Here is a 21,620-nt window from a genome sequence, read left to right as displayed (position 1 = left end):
AATAGCGAATAGGGAGTAGCGAATAGGGAAGAACGGGCGTCGGCGCGGCGGGACATAAATCCCTACTCGCTATTCGCTACTCCCTATTCGCTCAGACGATTTTAAAGGGAGGACCACATGAGCAAAGTAGCAATCGTCACGGGCGGATCGCGCGGCATCGGTGCGGCGATATCGGTGGCCTTGAAGAATGCCGGCTATTCGGTCGCCGCGAACTATGCCGGCAACGACGAAGCGGCCCAAAAATTCAAGGCCGAGACGGGCATCCCCGTCTACAAATGGTCGGTCGCCGACTACGACGCCTGCGCCGCAGGCATCGCCCAGGTCGAGGCCGATCTCGGCCCGGTCTCGGTGCTGGTCAACAATGCCGGCATCACCCGCGACACCATGTTCCACAAGATGACGCGCGAGCAGTGGAAGGAGGTCATCGACACCAACCTTTCCGGCGTCTTCAACATGACGCATCCGCTGTGGAACGGCATGCGCGACCGCAAGTTCGGCCGCGTCATCACCATTTCTTCTATCAACGGCCAGAAGGGCCAGATGGGCCAGGTCAACTACTCGGCCTCGAAAGCCGGCGACATCGGCTTCACCAAGGCGCTGGCTCAAGAGGGGGCTCGCGCGGGCATCACCGTCAACGTCGTCTGCCCCGGCTACATCGCCACCGACATGGTCATGGCAGTGCCGGAAAAAGTGCGGGAATCGATCATCGCCCAGATTCCGGTCGGCCGTCTCGGCGAGCCGGAAGAGATCGCGCGCTGCGTCGTCTTCCTGGCGTCCGACGAGGCCGGCTTCATCACCGGCTCGACGATCACCGCCAATGGCGGTCAGTATTTCGCCTGAGGTCTTTTGACGGCGGCGGCAGGTGGTCCGGAACAGCCGGACCGCCTGTTTTTGTCGGCGCCTCCACCGCGCATGCCTCGATACGGCACGCAAAAGTTAACGGCCTCGGCGTTCCTTGTGCGAAACCCCGTTCGCAAGCTGTGAATTTTCGGTGCGCAAGCTGTGGACAACACCATATCTTGGGGTGAACAAACCGGGAAAATTTGTAGATCGCTGATTCGTCGCCGATTCGTTCCGGCTTTGGCCGGAAAGTTAACGCGCGGAGCCCGAAACGGCGCCGAAAAGATTAACGGCGATTAGGAAAGATCAACCATTTCATAATCTTGGCGGCTGCGCTCGAGCCGGCCATGATCGTTCACCGGCAAAAGTTAACGGCCCTCCGGAGCCTACCCTGGCCAAGCATGAAACGGGCCAGTTTCCGGATTCAGCATGTGGTGAGACTCGTCGTCAAAAAATCCACATGTAGCAGTGAACAAAACCTGAATCAGAACGAGTCAGTGATTCGTCGCCGATTCGTTCCAGACTCGTTCCACCGGTTAATCGACGGCGGATTTTGACCTTGCCGGTGGGCGCGCCTCTCTTTTGAGGGAACATTCCGCTTTCGCTTCGCGTCTGAAATCCCTATGTGTCGCCTGTCACATGCGGCGGCACCGCTGCGTATCCGACAACGAGCGGCAGAAAGACTCAAATTTCCGAGCCGATGAATATCCAGCCGACACACACCCAGCCGCTGATCCTTTCGGGCCGTGACGTGACGGCCGTGCTGGGTCCCACCAACACCGGCAAGACCCATCTCGCCATCGAGCGCATGGTGGCGCACGAGACCGGCATCATCGGCTTGCCGCTGAGGCTTCTTGCCCGCGAGGTCTATGCCCGCGTCTGCGAAAAGGTCGGCGCCAACAAGGTGGCGCTGATCACGGGCGAGGAGAAGATCGTTCCGGTGGGCGCGAAATATTCGGTCTGCACGGTCGAAGCGATGCCGCGCGAGACCGATGCCGCCTTCGTCGCCATCGACGAGGTGCAGCTCGCCGGCGACCTCGAGCGCGGCCACATCTTCACCGACCGCATCCTGCATCTGCGCGGCCGCCAGGAGACGCTGCTTCTGGGCGCCGCCACCATGCACGGCATCCTGCAGCGACTGCTGAAGGGCGTCTCGGTGGTGACGCGGCCGCGGCTGTCGCACCTTGCCTATGCCGGCTCCAAGAAGCTCACCCGCCTGCCGCGCCGCACGGCGATCGTCGCCTTCTCGGCGGACGAGGTCTATGCCATCGCCGAGCTGATCCGCCGCCAGCAGGGCGGTGCCGCCGTCGTGCTCGGCGCGCTCAGCCCCCGCACCCGAAATGCCCAGGTGGAGATATTCCAGTCCGGCGACGTCGACTATCTCGTCGCCACCGACGCCATCGGCATGGGGCTGAACCTCGACCTCGAGCACGTCGCCTTCGCCCAGAACCGCAAGTTCGACGGCTACCAGTACCGCAACCTCACCGCCGCCGAGCTCGGCCAGATCGCCGGCCGCGCCGGACGGCATGTGCGCGACGGCACCTTCGGCGTCACCGGCCAGGTCGATCCGTTCGACGAGGATCTGGTCAAGAAGATCGAAGGACACGATTTCGATCCCGTGAAGGTGCTGCAATGGCGCACGGCCGATTTCGATTTTACCAGCCTCGATGCCTTGAAGCGCTCGACCGAGACCAACGCGCCGGTCGAAGGATTGACGCGCGCGCTGCCGGCAGTGGACGCCCAGGCGCTCGACCATCTGTCGCGCGACGCCGACATCAGGGCGCTCGCCACCGGCAGGAACCGCGTGGCGCTGCTCTGGGAAGCTTGCGCGCTGCCGGACTACCGCAAGATCGCGCCCGCCCAGCACGCCGACCTGATCGCCTCGATCTATATGGATCTTGCGCGCCATGGCCATGTCGACGAGAATTACATGGCCGAGCAGGTGCGGCGAGCCGACACGACGGACGGCGATATCGACACGCTGTCGCACCGGATCGCCCAGATCCGCACCTGGACCTTCGTCTCCAACCGACCGGGCTGGCTGGCCGATCAGCTACACTGGCAGGAAAAGACGCGCGAAATCGAAGACAGATTGTCGGATGCGCTGCATGAGCGGTTGACGAAACGCTTCGTAGACCGCAGGACTTCCGTCCTCATGCGGCGCCTTAGAGAAAATACCATGCCTGAAGCTGAAATCAGCCCAACCGGAACCGTCCTCGTCGAAGGCCATCACGTCGGCGAGCTGCAGGGATTCCGCTTCACCGCCGACCAGAGCGCCGGCGGCGAGGATGCCAAGGCGGTGCGCACCGCTGCCCAGAAGGCGCTCGCGGCCGAATTCGAGGCGCGCGCCGAGCGTTTTGCCGCCTGCGCCAACGGCGATCTGGCATTGGGCTCGGACGGTATATTGCGCTGGATCGGCGCGCCGATCGGCACGCTGGTCACCGGCGACGAGGCGCTGAAGCCTCGGCTTGTGCTGCTTGCCGACGAGCAGCTCACCGGGCCTGCCCGCGACAAGGTCGCGGCGCGCGCCGAGCGTTTCGTCAATTTCCAGATCGAAACGCTGCTGAAGCCCCTCGTCGATCTGAAGAATGCCGAGCAGATCACCGGCATCGCGCGCGGCATCGCCTTCCAGCTCGTCGAGCATTTCGGCCTTATCAACCGCCGCGACATCGCCGAGGAAATGAAATCTCTCGACCAGGAAGGCCGCGCGGCGCTGCGTCGCCTCGGCGTGCGCTTCGGCGCCTATCACGTCTTCGTGCCGGCGCTGATCAAGCCCGCGCCGGCCGGGCTGGTCACGCTGCTCTGGGCGCTGCAGAACGACGGCAAGGACAAGCCGGGCCTCGGCGATGTCGTCCACGCGCTGGCGTCGGGCCGCACCTCGGTGGTCATCGACCCGGCCTTCGACAAGACCTTCTACAAGCTCGCCGGCTATCGCAATCTCGGCCGCCGCGCCGTGCGCGTCGATATTCTCGAGCGGCTGGCCGACCTCATCCGCCCGGCGACCAACTGGAAGCCCGGCCTCGGCCAGCGGCCCGACGGCGCCTATGACGGCCACGCCTTCATGGTGACGCCGCCGATGATGTCGATCCTCGGCGCCACCGCCGACGACATGGAAGAGATCCTCAAGGGCCTCGGCTATCGTTCCGAACCGAAGCCTGCCGCCGAGGTGAAGGCGAAGCTGGACGCGCTGGACACCGCCGCCCGCGAGGCCGCTGCGGCTAAGCTTGCGGCGGAAGAGGCCGCGCGCGCCGCGCAGGCGGCTGAGGCGCCGGCCGACGACGGCGCGGCCGCGCCGCTCGACGAAGGTCTGGGGACTGGCGCGCCGGCTTCCGCCGAAATTGCCGCTGAACCGGACGCTGGCGCGGCCGCTGAAGAACCAGTCGCTGTGGAAGAACAAGCGGAAACCTCTGCCCAAGCAGCTGAAGCAGGCGCCGAGGCGCCCACCTCCCCCTCGATGGGGGAGGTCGCGGCGCCAAGCGACGCGGGTGGGGGTGACGGCGCCGACGATGCGGGCAGTGCCAACAGCACCGGCGCTCCCCCCGCCCCGGCGCTGCGCGCCGACCCTCCCCGCGAGGGGGAGGGTAACGCCCCTGCCGAAGCGGCGGCCGAGCAGGAAGAGCCGAAGCCGATCCTGCTGTGGCGGCAGGCACGTTTCGATCATCAGCGGCCGCGCCATCGCCATGACGGCCGTCGCGACAACCGCCAGCGCGGCGGGCAGGCCGCGCGTGAGGGTCAGGCGGGCGCCGCGAGTGGCGAGCCCGGAGATCGGCCGGCCCATGAGGGCCGCCGCGATCAGCGCGACGGTGCCGGCAAACCGCGCTTCGACCGCTCGAAGTTCAAGCCGAGGCCGGAACGCGAAGGCGGCGAAAGGCGCGAAGGCCGGCCGCAGGGCGAGCGTCCCGATCGCCGTGAGGGTAGGCAGGACTGGAAGGGCAACAGGCAGGACGGCAAGGGCAATGCTTCCGCCGGCAAGCCGGCCTTCCAAGGCAAGCCGCGCGAGGAGCGCCCGCAGCGCTTCGATCCGGATTCGCCCTTCGCCAAGCTCGCCGCCCTGCGCGACCAGCTGAAGAAATAGGCTAGAGCATGATCCCGAACCGAAGGACCGCGTCAGCGAAAAGTGGGAACCGGTTTTCGGATAAGATCATGCTCCAACAAAGCTAGCAGCGATGGTTGGAGAAGGCCGCCAGCGCATCGACAAATGGCTGTTCTTCTCACGCGCGGTGAAATCACGGTCGCTGGCGGCAAAGCTCGTTGTTGCCGGGCGCGTTCGTATAAATCGCGACAAAGCAGCGCAGGCCTCCGATCTGGTCAAGGCCGGCGACGTGCTGACCATCACGCTCGAGGGCCGGATCCTGGTCTGGAAAGTGCTCGACTGCGGAATTCGGCGTGGTCCTGCCGATGAGGCGCGCCTGCTCTACGAGGACATGTCGCCGGCGCCGACGCCAAGGGGCGGGGCCGTTCCCGACGCCATTCCGGGGTTGCGCGAGGCCGGCAGCGGCCGCCCGACCAAGCGGGAGCGGCGGCAGACCGACCGGCTGCTCGGCGACGACTGAAGATACAACCTGACTTCGTCGCGGCACCCGTATGGAATTCCATTCCGCAGCGCCGGCTCAGGCAGCAAGCCCTACCCTTGCCAGCGGCGGGCAAAGGCGTTACCTCACCTTGAAAAGCCCAGCAAAAAAGGGACGTCCCGGAGCCTGCAATGACCTATGTCGTGACCGACAATTGCATAAAATGCAAATACATGGACTGCATCGAGGTCTGTCCGGTCGACTGTTTCTACGAAGGCGAGAACATGCTGGTCATCCACCCGGATGAGTGCATCGACTGCGGCGTCTGCGAGCCGGAATGCCCGGCCGACGCGATCAAGCCGGACACCGAGCCGGGGCTCGACAAATGGTTGCAGATCAATTCCGAATATGCCGAGAAATGGCCCAACATCACCGCCAAGAAAGAGCCGCCGGCGGATGCTAAAGCCTTCGACGGCGAGGCCGGAAAGTTCGAGAAATATTTCTCGCCGGAGCCTGGCGAAGGCGACTGACAGCCGGATCGGCCAAGTCGGCATGACGCGACGTAACGGGGCCGATACAATTGCTGTCTTGACAGGCAGCGATGGCGCTTGGCGTTAGCGGACGCAGCAAAACCTTGATTCTTCCGACTTTTTGTGTTACATGAGCGGAACATGCCGGTGACACAACGTCGATTTATGGCGCTAACGCCCCAAATCACTGAAAGGTGAGCTTCTCAATCCGGACCAGAGCGATCTGGGGCAGGCGGTCGCATTCGTGCGGTTAGCCGGCCTCGGCTTATCCGGTGGGTCATCATGTTGCGCGGCTAACGGTCGGCTTTCGCCGATCGCACGGGTTTGGCCGGCATGATGCCGGTGACACAACTAAGGAGTTCAGGGCGTAATGGCAACTATAACCCCGCAGAAGAAGTCCACCGCAGCCCGCCACGGGTTCAAGACCGGCGAGTTCATCGTCTATCCGGCGCATGGCGTCGGCCAGATCGTGGCGATAGACGAGCAGGAAGTCGCGGGTCACAAGCTGGAACTGTTCGTCATCGATTTCCAGAAGGACAAGATGCGGCTCAAGGTGCCGGTCGCCAAGGCGACCTCGATCGGCATGCGCAAGCTGTCGGAAGAGGATTATGTCGATCGCGCGCTGAAGGTCGTGCAGGGCCGCGCCCGCATCAAGCGCACCATGTGGTCGCGCCGCGCGCAGGAATATGACGCCAAGATCAATTCCGGCGACCTGATCTCGATCTCGGAAGTGGTGCGCGATCTCTACCGCGCCGACAATCAGCCGGAGCAGTCCTATTCCGAGCGCCAGCTCTATGAAGCCGCGCTCGACCGCATGGCTCGCGAGATCGCGGCCGTCAACCGCATGTCGGAGACCGAGGCTGTCCGCCTCATCGAGGTCAACCTCAACAAGGGTCCGAAGCGCGGCGCCAAGGCCGACAACGAGGAAGCCGAGCAGGAAGAAGCTGCCTGAGCTTTTTCGCCCTTAAGTTACGAAAAACCCGGCCTCGCGCCGGGTTTTTTGTTGCGGGCAATGCTGGCAAAGTCGGCGCCGCCCCTCATCCGCCTGCCGGCACCTTCTCCCCGTATAGTGACGGGGAGAAGGGAGATGGCGCAACGCTGGTGCTCATCTTGCAACGGTGAAGATTGGCGAAATCACTAATGAAAGCGTCTTTCTCCCCGTCACTATACGGGGAGAAATGCCCGGCAGGGCAATGAGGGGCGGCGCAGACCTACGAAGAAATCGTACCTGATCCCTCGCCCTCAGCTTCCCTCTGCGCTTCCTCCTGCCGCAGCGAGGCGATGAAGCGCTTGGTCCGCTCGCGCTCGGGATTGTCGAAGACGACCGCGGCCGGGCCCTTCTCCACAATTGAGCCGGCATCGAGGAACACCACCTCTTGCGCGATCTTGGAGGCGAGCCTGAGGTCGTGCGTGGCCATCACCATGGTCGTGCCCTCGCGGGCGAGCTGACCCAGCACGTCGACCACCTCCTGCGCCAGTTCCGGATCGAGCGCCGAGGTCGGCTCGTCGCAAAGCAGCACGCGCGGCGACGGCGCCAAGGCCCGGGCGATCGCCACACGCTGCTGCTGGCCGCCTGACAATGTTGCCGGCCAGGCATCGGCCTTGTGCGCCATGCCGACCTTCTCGAGCAGCGCCATCGCTCGCTCGCGAGCCCGGTCGGCCGGCCATTTCAGCACCGTCACCAACCCTTCCATGACATTCTCGATCGCGGTGCGGTGCGGAAAGAGCTGGAAGTTCTGGAACACCATGCCCGTCTGCAGGCGAACGCGCTGCACATCCGCCGCCGGCACCTTGCCGCCAGGCCGGAATTCCAGCGTCTCGTCGCCGATGCGCAAGATGCCGGAGGTCGGCACCTCCAACAGGTTGATGCAGCGCAAAAGCGTGCTTTTTCCCCCGCCCGAAGGGCCGACCAGTGCCGTGACGCTGCCTTCGTCCAGATTGACGGTGACGCCCTTGAGCACAAGATTGTCGCCGAAGCGCTTGTCGATATTGGTGAGGCCGATCATGCATTGGCCTCCAGGAAGCCGCCATAACGGTTGAGCCGCACCTCCAGCCGCGCCTGCAGTGCCGACAGCACCGAGCTCATTGCCAGGTACAGTGCCGCCGCCTCGACATAGAGGATCAGCGGCTCGTAGGTGGTGGCGACGATGCGCTGCGCTGCCTGGAACATCTCGGGCACCGTTATCGCCGCCGCAAGCGAGGTATCCTTGACCAGGGAGATGAAGGTGTTGGAAAGCGGCGGCACGGCGACACGGCCAGCCTGCGGAAGGATCGTGCGCCGCATCGCCTGGCTCCAGGTCATGCCTATCGAATAGGAGGCCTCCCACTGCCCCTTCGGCACCGAACCGATGACGGCGCGGATGATCTCCGACGTGTAGGCGCCGATGTTGAGCGTGAAGCCGATCAGCGCGGCGGGAAAGGCATCGAGCAGGATGCCGACCGACGGCAGGCCGTAGAAGATCAGGAAGAGCTGCACGAGCAGCGGCGTGCCGCGAAATATCCACACGTAGAAACGAACGAGCGCGACCAGCGGCTTCGGGCCGAACAGCCGGATCAGTGCCGTGACCAGCCCGGCGAGGAGCCCGAAGGCGAAGGACAGCAATGTCAGCGGCACGGTGAAGATCAGCGCCGCCCACAGCAGCGTCGGCAGCGATTCCAGCATCAGTTGCAACCAGTGCGGCACGGAGCCTTCTCCTTTCCGGATGCCGCGACCACCTCTGGCCGGCATTGCCGAACGACTATCATGCAAAAGCCGGCGGGCCGTCAAAGACGGCCCGCCGGAACTCAGGCAAAAGGAGGACTAAGCTTACTGCGAGACGTCCTGGCCAAAATAGGTGTCGGCGATCTTCTTGTAGGTGCCGTCGGCTTTGATGTCTGCCAGCGCCTTGTTGATCGCCGCGACCAGTTCCGGATCGCCCTTGCGCACGATGACGCCGGAATAGTCGGCGTTCTCTTCCTGCGCGGCGATCTTCACATTGGCGTCCGGCTTGTGCTTCTTGAAGTCGAGAAAGGACAGGCTGTCGTTGATGGTGGCGTCGGCGCGGCCGGTGAGCAGCAGCTGGATCGACTGGTCGAAGCCGTCGGTGCCGACCAGCTCGGCGCCGTTCTTCTCGGCGAGCTTGCCGAAATTCGAGGTCAGCGACTGCGCGGCCTTCTTGCCCTTGAGATCGGCGAAGGACTTGATCTCGCTGTCGTCGCCGCGAACGATCAAAACCGCCTTGGACGCGATGTAGGGATCGGAGAAATCATACTTGGCCTTGCGTGCATCGGTGATGCCGACCTCGTTGATGACGGCGTCGTAGCGGTTGGCGTCGAGGCCGGCGATCAGGCCGTCCCACTTGCCTTCGAGGAACTGGGCCTTGACCCCGAGCTTCTCGGCGATCGCCTTGGCGATCTCGACATCGAAGCCGACCAGCGCTCCGGCCCCGTCATGATAGGTGAACGGCGCGTAGGTGCCTTCCGTGCCGACCTTGATGACCCCCGCCTGCTTGATCTGGTCGAGATTGGCGCCGGCGTGACCGGCTGTGACCGCCAGAATCTGCAGCGTTCCGGCGACGAGGAGCGATTTGAGCCATTTCATTTTTCTGTGATCCCGTTTTGACCGGTGCCCCGGCGCATTGTGAGAGCCGCAAACTGACAGATAGATGTCCGCGGAATAAGGAACCAGATTTCAAAAATTGGCCCAGCCAGAAATCTGATCCTCAAAATCAATGCAAATCACGGCAAGCAAGCGTCCCGGGTCGACAACAAAACGGCACCCGGCGCACTGCATGTGCGCCTCTGCCGCCACGGAACCTTCCATGCGCCTGACACGTTGCAGGCTGTTGTAGGGCGCGGCAGCGTCTTTTCAACCGTCATCAGCGTAACGACCGCCAAAAGGAGCCGGCATGATCGAGGACGTGGCAGGACGGACATTGGTCCGGGCGGCAATGAAGGCTCCCTATCTCGAGCGCGACGAGGAACATCTCCTGGCCATACGCTGGAAGGAAAAGAACGATCAGGACGCGCTGCATCTGATCACCGTCGCCCATATGCGCCTGGTGATTTCCATGGCGTCGAAATTCCGCCACTACGGCCTGCCGCTCGGCGACCTGATCCAGGAAGGCCATGTCGGTCTCCTGGAAGCCGCGGCCCGCTTCGAGCCCGCCCGCGAGGTGCGCTTCTCGACCTACGCCACCTGGTGGATCCGCGCTTCGATGCAGGACTATATCCTGCGCAACTGGTCGATCGTGCGCGGCGGCACCAGCTCGGCGCAGAAGGCGCTGTTCTTCAATCTGAGACGGTTGCGCGCCCGGCTCGCCAATGGCGCCGAGCCGATCTCCAATGCCTCGCTCTATCGCGAGGTCTCGGCGGCGCTCGGCGTGCCCGAAGCCGATGTGGCGATGATGGATTCGCGCCTTTCAGCCCCCGACAGTTCCCTCAACACGCCATTAGCCGACGAGAACGGCGCCGCCGAACGCATGGATTTCCTGGTCTCGGAGGACCCGCTTCCCGACGAGGTGGTGGGCGAAACGATCGATGTCGAGCGCCGCGCGATCTGGCTGAAGAGCGCGCTCGGCGCACTCAATGCGCGCGAGCTCCGGATCATCGAGGAACGCCGGCTGAGCGACGACGGCGCCACCCTGGAATCGCTCGGCGAGGCGCTCGGCATCTCCAAGGAACGCGTCCGCCAGATCGAAGCGCGCGCCATGGAGAAACTGAGGGCTGCACTGGTCAAACAGAACCCCGAATTCCTGGCGGAAGCAGCCTGAGGGCAACTTTAAGTTGCTGGTGTAAAATAGATATCTAATAAAAATAGGTCATATCACAACAGCCTTTCTTCTTTTCCATATCAGCGTATTGTGAATTCTTTAACAGACCCGCGCGCCGCAACTGGTCTTTTGTGAATCCGACAGACCATAGCGGATGGGGGACTTGCCATGCTGCGATGCTGCGCCTTCCTTGCAGCCTTGATCCTCGTGGGCTTCACGACGCTCGAGGCTCATGCCGATCGCAGGGTTGCCCTTGTGATCGGCAATTCCGAATATCGCACTATTCCGGCCCTCAAGAATCCGGACACGGACGCCGAGAATGTCTCCAAGACATTGCGGCTGGCTGGCTTCAATGTGTTCGTTGCCAAGGACGTGACCAAGCTCCAGTTCGAGGAGAAGTTCCGCAACTATCTCGCTGCGGTTGACGGCGCGGATTTGGCGGTCGTCTATTATTCCGGCCACGGCTTTCAGATCGGCGGCGAGAATTTTCTCATACCCGTAGATGCCTCGCTGAAGGATGCGGCCGACATCGAAGTCCAGGCGATCAAGCTCGACGACGTGCTGCAGCAACTGCGCTCGAAGTCGAAGATCCAGGTAATCATCCTCGATGCCTGCCGCAACAATCCGTTCCCGCGCAAGGATTACTGGCTGCGCGACCAATTGATTGTCTCCGGTGAGACAGGCCTTGCGCAGGTGAAAAGCTCGCTGAACACGCTGATTGCCTTCGCCACCGAGCCGGGCGCCGTCGCCTATGACGGCACTGGTGCCCTCAGTCCATTCTCGTCCGCCTTCTCCCGCCGCGCGCTGGCGCCCAACCAGGAGATACGCACGGTCATGGCGGCCGTTCGCCGGGACGTCGTGAAAGCGACCAATGGCAAGCAGGTTCCGTGGGAGAATTCCTCGCTGGTCGACGAGGTGGTGCTGATGCGCCACGATGAGCCCGAGGGTCAGCAGGTCATGGTCGAGCAGCCGCAGCCGGCGTCGGAGCGCGGGCTCCATATCACCGGCGCCGCCGAAGCCATCGACAACCACGGCGTCAGCATCCCGGTCGGTGTCGGCCCGGTGCCTCTGAAGCTGGATTTCCCAACCAACGACCCGGCGGTCAGCCTGAAGCTCGCAAGCTATCCGGCAACGGGCACGCTGTCGCTGCCGGACCGGACCTTGTCTCCCGAATCAAGCCTGATGGCCGATGATATCGACCATTTGCGCTACGAGCCCCAGATCGGCTCGGCGGCTCCCGTCGAGGTCGGCTTTCAGATCAGTGCTGGCAAGGCGTCCAAGCGGGCGACGATGAAGCTGTCGCCAAGTGTCGACCCCTGCGATCAGGCGGCGGGCGCGCCGCTCGACCTGCAAGGCGTCGCCCCCGGCCGGCAGCCGAATGAGATCGGCGGCGGGGCCGTCGAAGCCTGCGAGACCGCGGTGAAGACCTATCCCGGTGTCACCCGTTTCCGCTACGAGCTCGGGCGGGCGCTGCTGGCGTCCGGCAAGGTCGACGAGGCCAGGAAAGCCATCCAGGAGGCTGCCGACAAAGGGCATGTCCGGGCCGTTTTCGAGCTCGGCGACATCGCGGCGTCCGGAACAGGGACCGCCGTCGATCCGACGAAGGCCAGCAGCCTCTATTCGCAAGCGTCAGACAAGGGCGACCCCTACGCCATGGCCGCGTGGGGACGCGCCCTGTTCAACGGTATCGGTGTCCAGCCCGATACCGGCAAGGGATTGGACCTGCTGCTCAAGGCGGCGGCTATGGGGCACATCAACGCCATGAACGATCTCGCGGTGATCTTCCAGGAAGGCCGCAACGGGGTGCCCGCCGATCCGGCCCGCGCCTTGGCTTTCCTCAAAGCCGGCATCGATCGGCAAGGCGTGTATTCCATGAGCATTCTCGGTCTTCCCGCCCGCAGCGCCTTGCCGGTCGCGGTGTGCAAGCCCAAGGTCGTGCGAAAAATAGTCACGAAGATAAAGCTGGTCCCCACACCGACGCCAACGACGCCGCCGGAGGTCTTCGAGACACCGCTCAAGCCAATACAGAACGACACCGGGCCGGCGCCCTGGCGCGGCAGTAGCGGCGATCATCCCGAGCCCAAAGGCGGCGGCAGTGGCAGCTCTGAAGGCAGCACCACTGAGGGCAGCACTGGCACTACCGACACAGGCTCCGCCGACACAGACACCACCGGCCCCACCGACACGGGCAGCACCGGCAGCGTCTCTGATACCGGCAGCACCGTCGGTTCCGACAGCACTGGGTTGTTCTGACGGATGCAGCAACAACGGCGTGCGCGGGCAACCGAATAGACAGACCGAGCCGTTTCCTGGCGGAAGCTATTTGTCGGTGACGATCTTGACCTTGTCGCCGGCCGACACCGTTGCGCCCGGCGACATCGCGTTCAGCACGCGGAACAGGTCGAGCTTGCGGTCGACGCCGACCATTTGCGCCGCGAGCGTGCCCATGTTCTGGCCCGGCTGCACGGTGACCACCCGGATATGCAGCGGCTTCAGCGCCGCCTTCTCGGCCGCGCTCAGCGTGCGGAAGGAACCGCTGACCGAACGCGCGACCGGCTCCAGCGCGGCGCTGGCCGAGGGTGCTGCGGTCAGCAGCCGGTAGACCTGCCCGCCGGCGCGGATCACCGCGATATCGAACTGCCACCCTTGCGCGCTGGCATGCGCCATCGCTGCCTCGTTGCCGTTGACCGTCTCCTGGCGCACGCTGGCGTCGTCCAGCCCGGCGACCCAGCCGCTGCGGATGTAATCCGTCAGCGACACCGATTTGTCGATCGCCACGCCATCGAAGCGGATGGCGATGTCGCCGGGTCCGGTCGCAGTGACGGCGGCCGCCGAATTGTCGATGACGAAACCGTCCGGCACCGCGAACGAGACGCCGAGGCCGGGATGCATGAAGGTCTGGCCGCGCACGTAGCCCTCTTCCGGCGTGTCGCCGTAGAGCAGGCCGTCTATGCCGGCGAGAAAGGCATCGCGATCGCGCGTGCCGACGCCGGGCGGGCCGAAGTTGCGGGCAAGGCGCTGCGCCAGCTCGATGCGCTGCGGCGTGTTGGGGTGCGTGGCCAGGAAGTCGAGGCTGGCATCGGTGGCGCCGCTGACCGAGCGGAAATCGGTATAGGCCGACATCGACTGCAGGAAGCGGCCGGCCGCATACGGATCGTAGCCCGCCTCGCCGATCGACTTGATGCCGATGGCGTCGGCCTGCAGTTCCTGGTTGCGCGAGAACTGCGCCAGCCTCAGCTTGCCGCGGATGAGTGCTGCCTTGGCGGTCGGGCTGTCGCCGAGCACATCGGAAACGACCTTGGTCGCCAGCCCTTCCTCGGCCTCGAGCTGCTGCCGCTGCAACCCGTGATTCGCGGTGACGTGGCCCATCTCATGCGCGATGACGGCGGCAAGCTCGGAGGAGTCGTTGGCCAGAGCCAGCAGTCCACGCGTCACGTAGAGGTAGCCGCCGGGCAGCGCGAAGGCGTTGACGTTGGGCGAATTGAGGATGGTGATGCGATAGGTCTGGGTCGGGTTGGCCGACACCACGGTCAGGTTGCCGACGACCTTGGCCACCATGCGCTCGAGCTTCGGATCGGAATATTCGCCGCCATAGGTGGCGAGAATCCGCGGATGCTGCGCCTTCGCCATGTCGGCGAGCTTGGCGTTGGCGACGACGTTGTCGACCGTGATCGGCTTGTCCGAGGGCTGGAAGCCGGATTCCTGGACGTCGGGCGGCGTGAACATCTGGCAGCTCGCCAGCGCCACGGCAAAGCCCGCCAACGCAAAGAATCGCGTCAGCGGCTTCATCCATACTTTCTCCGCGCCGGTCGTCAGATCGGCTTCCTTTCGAAATCTTTCGGCAAATCACGGCCCACCCGGACCAGCATGGCCGGACCTAGCCACACTCCCCCGGACAAGGCAAGCAAACGCCGGATCACCCGTTGCCGGTTTGGGCGTAAATTATGTCCGCTTCCGGGCAATATGTTGTGATACGGCAACGCTGCCGCCTTGATCGCCGATATAGCGCCGGAAGGCGTCCGGACCAGAGCGGTCGAAGAAATCCGCGGCCGGCCCGGTCGCGGCGATCATGCCTTCGTCCAGAAACGCCATGTTCTCGCCGATGCGGCGGGCATCTTCCGGCTGGTGCGTGACGAAAAGCACGGTCATCTGCCGTTCGGCGTGGATACCGGCCACGAGATCGAGCATGTCGTCGCGCAGCGCCGGACCGAGCGAAGCGAAGGGCTCGTCGAGCAGAAGGACCGGACGATCGCGTAGGAGCACCCTTGCCAGCGCGACGCGCTGCCGCTCGCCGCCGGAAAGCTCGCGCGGCAGCCGCTTCTCCTTGCCGGCAAGGCCAACCCGCGCCAGCGCTTCCGCGACCGTGTGGCGGTCGGCGACAGTGAGGTCGAGCGACGGCGAGCGGCCGAGCCCGACATTGCCCTCGACCGAAAGATGGGCAAACAGATTGTTTTCCTGGAACACCATCGATACCGGCCGCGCCGAAGGCGGCGCATCGCCGACATCGATCCCGCCGATCAGCACCTTGCCGGCGCCGGGCAGCTCGAAGCCGGCGACCAGATTGAGCAGCGTCGACTTGCCTGAACCGCTCGGCCCCATGATGGCGGTGATCTTGCCGGCGGCGAATTCGGCATCGAAGCGGAACGATGCCTCGCCATAGCTGAACGAAACATCGTCCAGCGTGACGGCCAGTGCCGTCTCCGTCGCTATGCCATTGTTCGTCGTCATGCCTTTGCTTCCCGCCCGAGCCAGTCGGCGGCGACAACCAGCATCAGACAAACGAGGCCGAGCAGCAAGGCAAGCCCCGCGGCGTCGGCGGTCCGGTAGCTGCCCATGCGCGCGAGCAAGAGATAGGGCAAGGTCTGCACCGAATCGCTGCCGAACAGCGCGATGACGCCGAGATCGCCAAGCGACAGCGCCATGGCGAAGGCAAAGCCGGTGGCCAAAGGCCGCCGGAGCGACGGCCAGTCGACCAGGCGCAGCCGGTTCCAGCCGCAAATGCCGAGCGCCAGGCAGAGCCGCTCGTGACGCTCGCTCGCCGCGTCATAGGCCGGGCGAACGGCGCGGATGGCGAAGGGCATCGCCATCACCGCATTGACGGCGACGACCATGACGGGCGCGACGGCGAAGACATCCGTGACGCCGCGCAAGGCCAGGAACCAGCCCGCGCCGACCACGATCGGCGGCACGACGAGCACGAAACCGGCGCCGGTATCGGTGGCATGTTCGAGCAGCGACATGGCGCCGCCCGCGCGGCGCCGCAAGGCCAGCGCGCGCCGGGCCGCGATGAGCGAGAGCGACAGCGCCACCGAAAGCAGCGCCGAGAGGAAAGACAGCGCGGCGCTGGTGAGCGTCGCACGGCGCACGGCCTCCTCGCCGGCCAGCCGTCCGAGATCGGCCTCCAGGCCGGCCAGCACGGTCGCCGCCATCGGCCCGGCGACGAACAGCAAGGTAAGTGCGATCAGACCGGCGTTCACCATCGTTTCAGCCTTGCCCGCCGAAAGATAGCGGCGTGGCGCCACCGGCAGATTGGCGTCGCCGACCGTATTGGCGCCAAGCCGCATCAGTGCCGTGACCACGACGAAGGTCAGACCGATCTGCAGCAGCGTCAGCACCACGGCCCTAGCCGGATCGAAATCGAAACGCAGCGCCTGGTAGATCGCGACCTCCAGCGTCGTGGCGGCCGGCCCGCCGCCCAGCGTCAGCACGATGGTGAAGGAAGTGATGCAGAGCATGAACACCAGTCCGGCGACGCCCGGCAGTGCGGCGCGCAGCGCCGGCCATTCGATCAGCCGCAACGCCGGCCATGCCCCCATGCCGAGCTGGCTCGCCAGCCGCCACTGGTCGGCGGGCACCGTGCCGAGCGCCTCCAGGAACAGACGCGTGGCCAAGGGCAAATTGAAGAAGACATGCGCGATCAGAATGCCGGACAAGCCGTAGATGCCCGGCCATTCGCTGCCGCCAAGGCTGCCGAGAGCGCCGGCAAAATAGCCGGCATGGCCGTAGAGCGCCAACACGCCGAGCGCGGCAACGATGGCCGGCAGCGCCAGCGGCACGGCGAAGAGCTGCAGGATCAGCCGACGGCCGGGAAACTCCGGGTGCCGGGACAAGGCACGCGCCACCAGCAGCGCCGGCGCGACCGACAGCAATGTCGAAAGCAGCGCCTGCCAAAGCGTGAAGCGGGCGACACGGAGGAGATAGCCGTCGAAGGCGACGAGAGCGCCGGACGGGTCGCGCGCGCCTTCGAGGATGAGCCCGACGAAGGCGCCGCCGATGAGCACGGCGATTGCCGCAAGGGCGATGATGCCGGCGGTGACGCGGGAGTCAGGGCGCGGCGAAGATTGCACGCTGCACCATTGGGATTCGAGCTAACGAACGCCGCGTTCCTTCGCGCCCCCCTCTGTCCTGCCGGACATCTCCCCCACAAGGGGGGAGATCAGCAGCGTCGGCACCCTGCTCATTCCTGCAACGTTGCCAATTGGCGAAATCGCCAATGACAGCCAATCTCCCCCCAAGTGGGGGAGATGTCCGGCAGGACAGAGGGGGGCGCCGTAGAGCGATCATCTTCGATAGATAGCCAAAGCCGGCTACTTGCTCATCGCCGCCAGCCATTCGTCCACCCAGGCCTTGCGGTTTGCCGCGACCTCTTCCGGGCTGAACAGCAGGGTCTTGGTCGGCTTCACCAGTTTGTCGAAGGCCGGGTTGAGCGGCTTGTCGGTCTTGCCGGCCGGGAACATCCAGTTGGTCTCCGGGATGACGTCCTGGAATTTCGGTCCGGTCATGAAGGCGATGAACTTTTCCGCCAGCGGGTTCTTCGCGCCGGTCGTGGTGATGCCGGCGACCTCGATCTGCAGATACTCGCCCTCCTCGAAGGACGCGGCCTGGTAGCGTTCGGTGTTCTCCGCCACCATGTGGTAGGCTGGCGAGGTGGTGTAGGACAGCACCATCGGCGCCTCACCCTTGGTGAACAGGCCGTAGGCCTCGCTCCAGCCCGGCGTCACCGTGAGCACCCTGGATTTGAGCTTGGCCCAGGCCTCCGGCGCCTTGTCGCCATAGACCGACTTCACCCAGAGCAGCAGGCCGAGGCCCGGCGTCGAGGTGCGCGGATCCTGGATGACGATCTTGTCGGCGGCACCACCCTCGACCAGCTCCTTCAGGCTTTTCGGCGGGGTCTTCAGCTTCTCGGTGTCGTAGACGACGGCGAAATAGCCGTAGTCGAAGGGCACGAACGTGTCGTCCTTCCAGCCTCCGGGCACATTCAAATCTGCAACGGCGCCATGCGGCGCGAAAAGGCCGCTTGCCTTGGCGTCTGCGGTCAGGTTGGTGTCGAGGCCGAGCACGACGTCAGCCTTGGTGCCGGCGCCCTCCAGCTTGACGCGGTTGAGCAGCGCCACGCCGTCGGCGACCGAGACGAATTCGAGATCGCAGCCGCATTCGGCCTCGAATTCCTTCTTCACCGCGGGTCCCGGACCCCAGTCGGCGGTGAAGCTTTCATAGGTATAGACGGTGAGCTTGTCCTTCGCCTCGGCAGGCCCGGCGGCTGCCAAAAGCGAAACGAGGCCTGTTGCGAGGATAAGCTGGGACAATAGTGAGCGCATCGGCGCCTCCTTCGTTCGCGTGACAAGGAATTGAGGCGTCGGATGGTCCGAAACGTCTAATCCCTCCGCCGGTACAAACCGGATCAGGTTCGGCGGGTTGGCATTGTCGCCTCTCAGCCGGTTCGCGAAGTCAGCGTCCGGCACCCCGTTAGAGCGTTTCGAGACATAGGCCCGGCCGATGCGGCGCGCAAGCGGAAGTTTGCCGGGCATCCGATGACTTCGGAACGCAGCGCTATCCGTTTGGATGCGCCTGGCTTCCGTTTCGCGGGCGGGGCTGGTAAGGGCGACGCCCATGGGAACATTCACCATCCTGCTTGGCGGCGAGCTCGTCCGCACGCCTCGGCTCGATCGCCAGATCGAAGGCTCCCGCGTCATCGCCGCCGACGCCGGCATCGGTCATGCCCGCATGCTGGGCCTCGTACCGGAGCTATGGGTCGGCGACTTCGACTCGGTGCCGCCGAACCTGCCGGAGGATCTCGCCGCCGTGCCGCGCAAGATCTTTCCGGCCGAAAAGGACATGACCGACGGCGAGCTCGCCATCGCCGAGGCGCTCGCGCGCGGCGCCACCAGCCTGGTGCTGGCCGGCGCCTTCGGCGGCAAGCGCGCCGACCATGCCTTCCTGCATCAGGCGCTTGGGTATCGGCTGGCCGAGGCGGGCACGACGGTACTGCTGACCAGCGGCGCTCAGGAGGGCGTTCCCATCCTGCCGGGCAAAGCCGCCTTCGATTACGCCGACGGAACGCTGTTCTCGGTGCTCGGCTTCTCCGAACTCGCCGGCCTGACGGTCTCCGGCGCCAAATGGCCGCTCGACCGTGTCGAGGTGGCGTTCGGCTCCTCGCTCACTATATCGAACGAAGTCAAGGGCCGGCTCGAGATCGCGCTCGAGAGTGGCCGGGCGCTGCTGCTCGCCCACCCCTATCCTCTTGCCGAAAGCTGACATGGCTCCGCCTCTTCTCAATCTCGACGGCATAAAATTGACCTTTGGCGGCACGCCGCTGCTCGACGGCGCGTCGCTGAGCGCTTCCGCCGGCGAGAAGATCGCGCTTGTCGGCCGCAACGGTTCGGGCAAGTCGACGCTGCTCAAGATCGCCGCCGGGCTGGTCGAGCCACAGGACGGCGAGGTGTTCCGCCAGCCATCGGCGACGGTCCGCTATTTGCCGCAGATGCCCGATATGGATGGCTTCGCCAGCGTGCGCGCCTATGTCGAGGCTGGTCTCGGGCCGGCCGACGACCCGCATCGCGCCACCTATTTGATGGACCATCTCGGCCTCACCGGCGAGGAACGGCCGAGCGACCTTTCCGGCGGCGAAGCGCGCCGGGCCGCGCTTGCCCGCGTCATGGCGCCCGAACCCGACATCCTGCTGCTCGACGAGCCGACCAACCACCTCGACCTGTCGGTCATCGAATGGCTGGAAGAGGAGCTTGCGCGCACCTCTTCGGCCGTGATCCTGATCTCGCACGATCGCCGCTTTCTCGAGCGCGTCTCGCGCGCTACGGTCTGGCTCGACCGCGGCCAGACCCGGCGGCTGGACAAAGGCTTCGCGCATTTCGAGGAATGGCGCGACCAGGTGCTGGAAGAGGAGGAGCGCGAGCAGCACAAGCTCGGCCGCCAGATCGTGCGCGAGGAGCACTGGCTGCGCTATGGCGTAACTGCCAGGCGCAAGCGCAATATGCGCCGCCTCGGCGAGCTGCAGGCCATGCGCCAGCGCTTTCGCAGCCATCGCGGCGCCGAGGGCACGGCGACCATGGTGGCGAGCGACGCCGCCGAATCCGGCAAGCTGGTGATCGAGGCCAAGGGGATCGACAAGAGCTTTGGCGACTTGACCGTGGTCAAGGGGTTCTCGACCCGCATCCAGCGCGGCGATCGTGTCGGCCTGGTCGGACCGAACGGCGCCGGCAAGACGACTCTTCTGAAAATGCTGACCGGCGAGCTGACGCCGGACGATGGCTCGGTGCGGCGCGGCGTCAATCTGGAGATCGCGACGCTCGACCAGAAGCGCGAGGCCGTCGACCCGCAGGAGACGCTGGCGCACTACCTGACCGACGGACGCGGCGAGAACCTTGTGGTCAACGGCGAGCAGCGCCACGTCGTCTCCTACATGAAGGATTTTCTGTTCAAGCCGGAGCAGGCTCGCACGCCGGTGCGGGAGCTTTCGGGCGGTGAGCGCGCGCGCCTGCTGCTGGCCCGGGTGCTGGCGCGGCCGGCGAATCTTCTGGTGCTCGACGAGCCGACCAACGACCTCGACATGGAGACGCTTGAGCTGCTGCAGGAACTGGTCGCCGGCTTTGCCGGGACGGTGATCCTGGTAAGCCACGACCGCGATTTCCTCGACCGCACCATCACCAGCGTGATCGCGCCGGACGGCGGCGGGCGTTGGATCGAATATGCCGGCGGCTATTCCGACATGCTGGCGCAGCGCGGCGGCTCGAAGCTCGAGGATGGCAAGGCGAGGCCGAAGGCCGAAGCCGCTGACGCAGGCGCTGGGACAAAGGCCGAGCAAGCCGCTCCGAAGGGCCCGGCGAACAAACTCTCGTTCAAGCAGAAATTCGCGCTGGAATCCCTGCCGAAGAAGATCGAGGCGGTCGCCGCCTCGATCTCGCGGCTGGAGAACAACATCGCCGATCCGTCCTTCTACGAGCGTGACCCGGTCTCGTTCCAGAAGACCATTGCAGCGCTCGACAAGGAGCGCACGACGCTGGCGGCACTCGAGGAAGAATGGCTGGAGCTGGAGATGCTGCGCGAGGAGGTGGAGGGTTGAGCCCCGACCAGCACCTGCTCGTTGTCGCAACAAGGAAATGCGCATATAGTATACGCATGTTGCGGAGGCCATTATGCGCAAGATTGCTGCAAACGCGGTCCGTCAGCCGGCAAATCTGTCGATCGATTCACAGCTCATGACGGAAGCAAAGGGACTCAACGTGAATGTCTCGCGAGCCGCTGAGGCCGGCATTGCCGAAGCGGTAGCTGCCGAGAAAACGCGACTTTGGAAGCTTGAAAACCGCGCCACGATGGACTCCTGGAATGACTATGTCGAGAAGCATGGCATTCCGCTCAAAGAATATCGGCAGTTCTGATGGCGCGCTATGACGTCTTCGCCGCCAGTGGCATAGAAGGCGGCTACCTTCTCGATGTTCAGTCCGATCTGCTCGACAACTTCAAGACAAGAGTGGTCGTTCCGCTTCTGCCACTCTCATCGGCGCCTCCGCCAATGCGAAAGCTACACCCGGTCTTCGAAATCAATGGGCGGAAACTGATCATGGCCACCCATCTGATCGCCACCGTGGCCGTGACGGAGCTCACTGAGAACAGAACCAATCTCACGAACCATCACGACGAGATCGTCGCCGCGCTCGACATGCTGTTTCAAGGCTTCTGAGCGACACCGCCGC

The 21,620-nt window shown here is 64.7% G+C and carries 18 protein-coding genes and 1 riboswitch; of the genes, 11 read left to right on the top strand and 7 right to left on the bottom strand.

Translation table 11 applies throughout. The features are described from left to right. Positions 1 to 117: 117 nt before the first annotated feature. The 5 genes from QAZ22_RS08140 to QAZ22_RS08120 all read left to right on the top strand — a co-directional run bounded on the left by QAZ22_RS08140 (position 118) and on the right by QAZ22_RS08120 (position 6,833). Positions 118 to 840, top strand: coding sequence for a beta-ketoacyl-ACP reductase (locus tag QAZ22_RS08140; protein ID WP_278206153.1), 723 nt, complete (start codon positions 118 to 120; stop codon positions 838 to 840). A 700-nt stretch (positions 841 to 1,540) separates the two neighbouring features. Then, positions 1,541 to 4,915, top strand: coding sequence for a helicase-related protein (locus QAZ22_RS08135; RefSeq protein WP_278206152.1), 3,375 nt, complete (start codon positions 1,541 to 1,543; stop codon positions 4,913 to 4,915). A gap of 91 nt (positions 4,916 to 5,006) precedes the next feature. Next, complete coding sequence (locus QAZ22_RS08130; RefSeq protein WP_278206151.1) at positions 5,007 to 5,393, top strand: RNA-binding S4 domain-containing protein; 387 nt, start codon at positions 5,007 to 5,009, stop codon at positions 5,391 to 5,393. Positions 5,394 to 5,542: 149 nt separating this feature from the next. Continuing rightward, positions 5,543 to 5,881, top strand: a complete 339-nt coding sequence (gene fdxA / locus QAZ22_RS08125; protein ID WP_278076262.1) for a ferredoxin FdxA — start codon at positions 5,543 to 5,545, stop codon at positions 5,879 to 5,881. Between the two features lie 370 nt (positions 5,882 to 6,251). Further along, positions 6,252 to 6,833 (top strand): CarD family transcriptional regulator, encoded by a 582-nt coding sequence (locus QAZ22_RS08120; protein ID WP_040974338.1) that lies wholly within the window; start codon positions 6,252 to 6,254, stop codon positions 6,831 to 6,833. Positions 6,834 to 7,092: 259 nt separating this feature from the next. On the opposite strand, the gene QAZ22_RS08115 is transcribed toward QAZ22_RS08120, so the two are convergent. The 3 genes from QAZ22_RS08115 to QAZ22_RS08105 all read right to left on the bottom strand — a co-directional run bounded on the left by QAZ22_RS08115 (position 7,093) and on the right by QAZ22_RS08105 (position 9,461). Continuing rightward, positions 7,093 to 7,887 (bottom strand): amino acid ABC transporter ATP-binding protein, encoded by a 795-nt coding sequence (locus QAZ22_RS08115; RefSeq protein ID WP_278206150.1) that lies wholly within the window; start codon positions 7,885 to 7,887, stop codon positions 7,093 to 7,095. Continuing rightward, entirely contained in the window at positions 7,884 to 8,564 is a 681-nt protein-coding gene (locus QAZ22_RS08110) for an ABC transporter permease subunit (protein ID WP_278076260.1), read from the bottom strand. Before QAZ22_RS08110 ends, QAZ22_RS08115 begins: the two co-directional genes overlap by 4 nt. A gap of 123 nt (positions 8,565 to 8,687) precedes the next feature. After that, the gene (locus QAZ22_RS08105) at positions 8,688 to 9,461 is read right to left on the bottom strand and encodes an amino acid ABC transporter substrate-binding protein (RefSeq protein ID WP_278206149.1); all 774 of its coding nucleotides are present in this window, start codon (positions 9,459 to 9,461) and stop codon (positions 8,688 to 8,690) included. Between the two features lie 307 nt (positions 9,462 to 9,768). Between QAZ22_RS08105 and QAZ22_RS08100 the strand changes: the two genes are divergently transcribed. After that, the gene (locus QAZ22_RS08100) at positions 9,769 to 10,632 is read left to right on the top strand and encodes an RNA polymerase factor sigma-32 (RefSeq protein WP_278206148.1); all 864 of its coding nucleotides are present in this window, start codon (positions 9,769 to 9,771) and stop codon (positions 10,630 to 10,632) included. 168 nt (positions 10,633 to 10,800) lie between these two features. Further along, the gene (locus tag QAZ22_RS08095; RefSeq protein WP_278206147.1) at positions 10,801 to 12,885 is read left to right on the top strand and encodes a caspase family protein; all 2,085 of its coding nucleotides are present in this window, start codon (positions 10,801 to 10,803) and stop codon (positions 12,883 to 12,885) included. Positions 12,886 to 12,951: 66 nt separating this feature from the next. On the opposite strand, the gene QAZ22_RS08090 is transcribed toward QAZ22_RS08095, so the two are convergent. The 4 genes from QAZ22_RS08090 to thiB all read right to left on the bottom strand — a co-directional run bounded on the left by QAZ22_RS08090 (position 12,952) and on the right by thiB (position 18,230). After that, positions 12,952 to 14,421, bottom strand: coding sequence for a M48 family metalloprotease (locus tag QAZ22_RS08090; RefSeq protein ID WP_278206146.1), 1,470 nt, complete (start codon positions 14,419 to 14,421; stop codon positions 12,952 to 12,954). 153 nt (positions 14,422 to 14,574) lie between these two features. Next, the gene (gene thiQ, locus QAZ22_RS08085; protein ID WP_278206145.1) at positions 14,575 to 15,360 is read right to left on the bottom strand and encodes a thiamine ABC transporter ATP-binding protein; all 786 of its coding nucleotides are present in this window, start codon (positions 15,358 to 15,360) and stop codon (positions 14,575 to 14,577) included. Continuing rightward, positions 15,357 to 16,979 carry a thiamine/thiamine pyrophosphate ABC transporter permease gene (gene thiP, locus QAZ22_RS08080; RefSeq protein WP_278206144.1) on the bottom strand — a complete coding sequence of 541 codons (1,623 nt, stop codon included), beginning with the start codon at positions 16,977 to 16,979 and terminating at the stop codon, positions 15,357 to 15,359. Before thiP ends, thiQ begins: the two co-directional genes overlap by 4 nt. 240 nt (positions 16,980 to 17,219) lie before the next feature. Beyond that, positions 17,220 to 18,230: a thiamine ABC transporter substrate binding subunit gene (gene thiB / locus QAZ22_RS08075; RefSeq protein WP_278206143.1), complete on the bottom strand. Its 1,011-nt coding sequence runs from the start codon at positions 18,228 to 18,230 to the stop codon at positions 17,220 to 17,222. Between the two features lie 43 nt (positions 18,231 to 18,273). Next, positions 18,274 to 18,388, bottom strand: a riboswitch (TPP riboswitch). A gap of 134 nt (positions 18,389 to 18,522) precedes the next feature. Between thiB and QAZ22_RS08070 the strand changes: the two genes are divergently transcribed. The 4 genes from QAZ22_RS08070 (at position 18,523) to QAZ22_RS08055 (ending at position 21,607) form a co-directional block, all read left to right on the top strand. Next, on the top strand, positions 18,523 to 19,167 hold the full coding sequence (locus tag QAZ22_RS08070; RefSeq protein ID WP_278206142.1) for a thiamine diphosphokinase: 645 nt from the start codon (positions 18,523 to 18,525) through the stop codon (positions 19,165 to 19,167). Between the two features lies 1 nt (position 19,168). Continuing rightward, a complete protein-coding gene (locus tag QAZ22_RS08065) occupies positions 19,169 to 20,989 on the top strand; it encodes an ABC-F family ATP-binding cassette domain-containing protein (protein ID WP_278206141.1) in 1,821 nt (606 codons plus the stop codon). 73 nt (positions 20,990 to 21,062) lie between these two features. After that, on the top strand, positions 21,063 to 21,305 hold the full coding sequence (locus QAZ22_RS08060; protein ID WP_278206140.1) for a type II toxin-antitoxin system CcdA family antitoxin: 243 nt from the start codon (positions 21,063 to 21,065) through the stop codon (positions 21,303 to 21,305). After that, positions 21,305 to 21,607, top strand: coding sequence for a CcdB family protein (locus QAZ22_RS08055; protein WP_278206139.1), 303 nt, complete (start codon positions 21,305 to 21,307; stop codon positions 21,605 to 21,607). Before QAZ22_RS08060 ends, QAZ22_RS08055 begins: the two co-directional genes overlap by 1 nt. Positions 21,608 to 21,620 lie beyond the last annotated feature (13 nt).

Source organism: Mesorhizobium sp. WSM4906 (assembly GCF_029674625.1).
Taxonomy (GTDB): Bacteria; Pseudomonadota; Alphaproteobacteria; order Rhizobiales; family Rhizobiaceae; genus Mesorhizobium.
This window is presented reverse-complemented; position numbering and strand designations above follow the sequence as displayed.

Excerpts from the sequence above, each read along its gene's own strand:
- thiQ (WP_278206145.1), bottom strand. The coding sequence starts at position 15,360 with ATGACGACGAACAATGGCATAGCGACGGAGACGGCACTGGCCGTCACG.
- QAZ22_RS08090 (WP_278206146.1), bottom strand. The coding sequence starts at position 14,421 with ATGAAGCCGCTGACGCGATTCTTTGCGTTGGCGGGCTTTGCCGTGGCG.
- QAZ22_RS08100 (WP_278206148.1), top strand. The coding sequence starts at position 9,769 with ATGATCGAGGACGTGGCAGGACGGACATTGGTCCGGGCGGCAATGAAG.
- fdxA (WP_278076262.1), top strand. The coding sequence starts at position 5,543 with ATGACCTATGTCGTGACCGACAATTGCATAAAATGCAAATACATGGAC.
- QAZ22_RS08135 (WP_278206152.1), top strand. The coding sequence starts at position 1,541 with ATGAATATCCAGCCGACACACACCCAGCCGCTGATCCTTTCGGGCCGT.
- QAZ22_RS08115 (WP_278206150.1), bottom strand. The coding sequence starts at position 7,887 with ATGATCGGCCTCACCAATATCGACAAGCGCTTCGGCGACAATCTTGTG.
- QAZ22_RS08095 (WP_278206147.1), top strand. The coding sequence starts at position 10,801 with ATGCTGCGATGCTGCGCCTTCCTTGCAGCCTTGATCCTCGTGGGCTTC.
- QAZ22_RS08060 (WP_278206140.1), top strand. The coding sequence starts at position 21,063 with ATGCGCAAGATTGCTGCAAACGCGGTCCGTCAGCCGGCAAATCTGTCG.
- thiB (WP_278206143.1), bottom strand. The coding sequence starts at position 18,230 with ATGCGCTCACTATTGTCCCAGCTTATCCTCGCAACAGGCCTCGTTTCG.
- QAZ22_RS08070 (WP_278206142.1), top strand. The coding sequence starts at position 18,523 with ATGGGAACATTCACCATCCTGCTTGGCGGCGAGCTCGTCCGCACGCCT.
- QAZ22_RS08055 (WP_278206139.1), top strand. The coding sequence starts at position 21,305 with ATGGCGCGCTATGACGTCTTCGCCGCCAGTGGCATAGAAGGCGGCTAC.
- QAZ22_RS08130 (WP_278206151.1), top strand. The coding sequence starts at position 5,007 with ATGGTTGGAGAAGGCCGCCAGCGCATCGACAAATGGCTGTTCTTCTCA.
- QAZ22_RS08120 (WP_040974338.1), top strand. The coding sequence starts at position 6,252 with ATGGCAACTATAACCCCGCAGAAGAAGTCCACCGCAGCCCGCCACGGG.
- QAZ22_RS08065 (WP_278206141.1), top strand. The coding sequence starts at position 19,169 with ATGGCTCCGCCTCTTCTCAATCTCGACGGCATAAAATTGACCTTTGGC.
- QAZ22_RS08140 (WP_278206153.1), top strand. The coding sequence starts at position 118 with ATGAGCAAAGTAGCAATCGTCACGGGCGGATCGCGCGGCATCGGTGCG.
- QAZ22_RS08105 (WP_278206149.1), bottom strand. The coding sequence starts at position 9,461 with ATGAAATGGCTCAAATCGCTCCTCGTCGCCGGAACGCTGCAGATTCTG.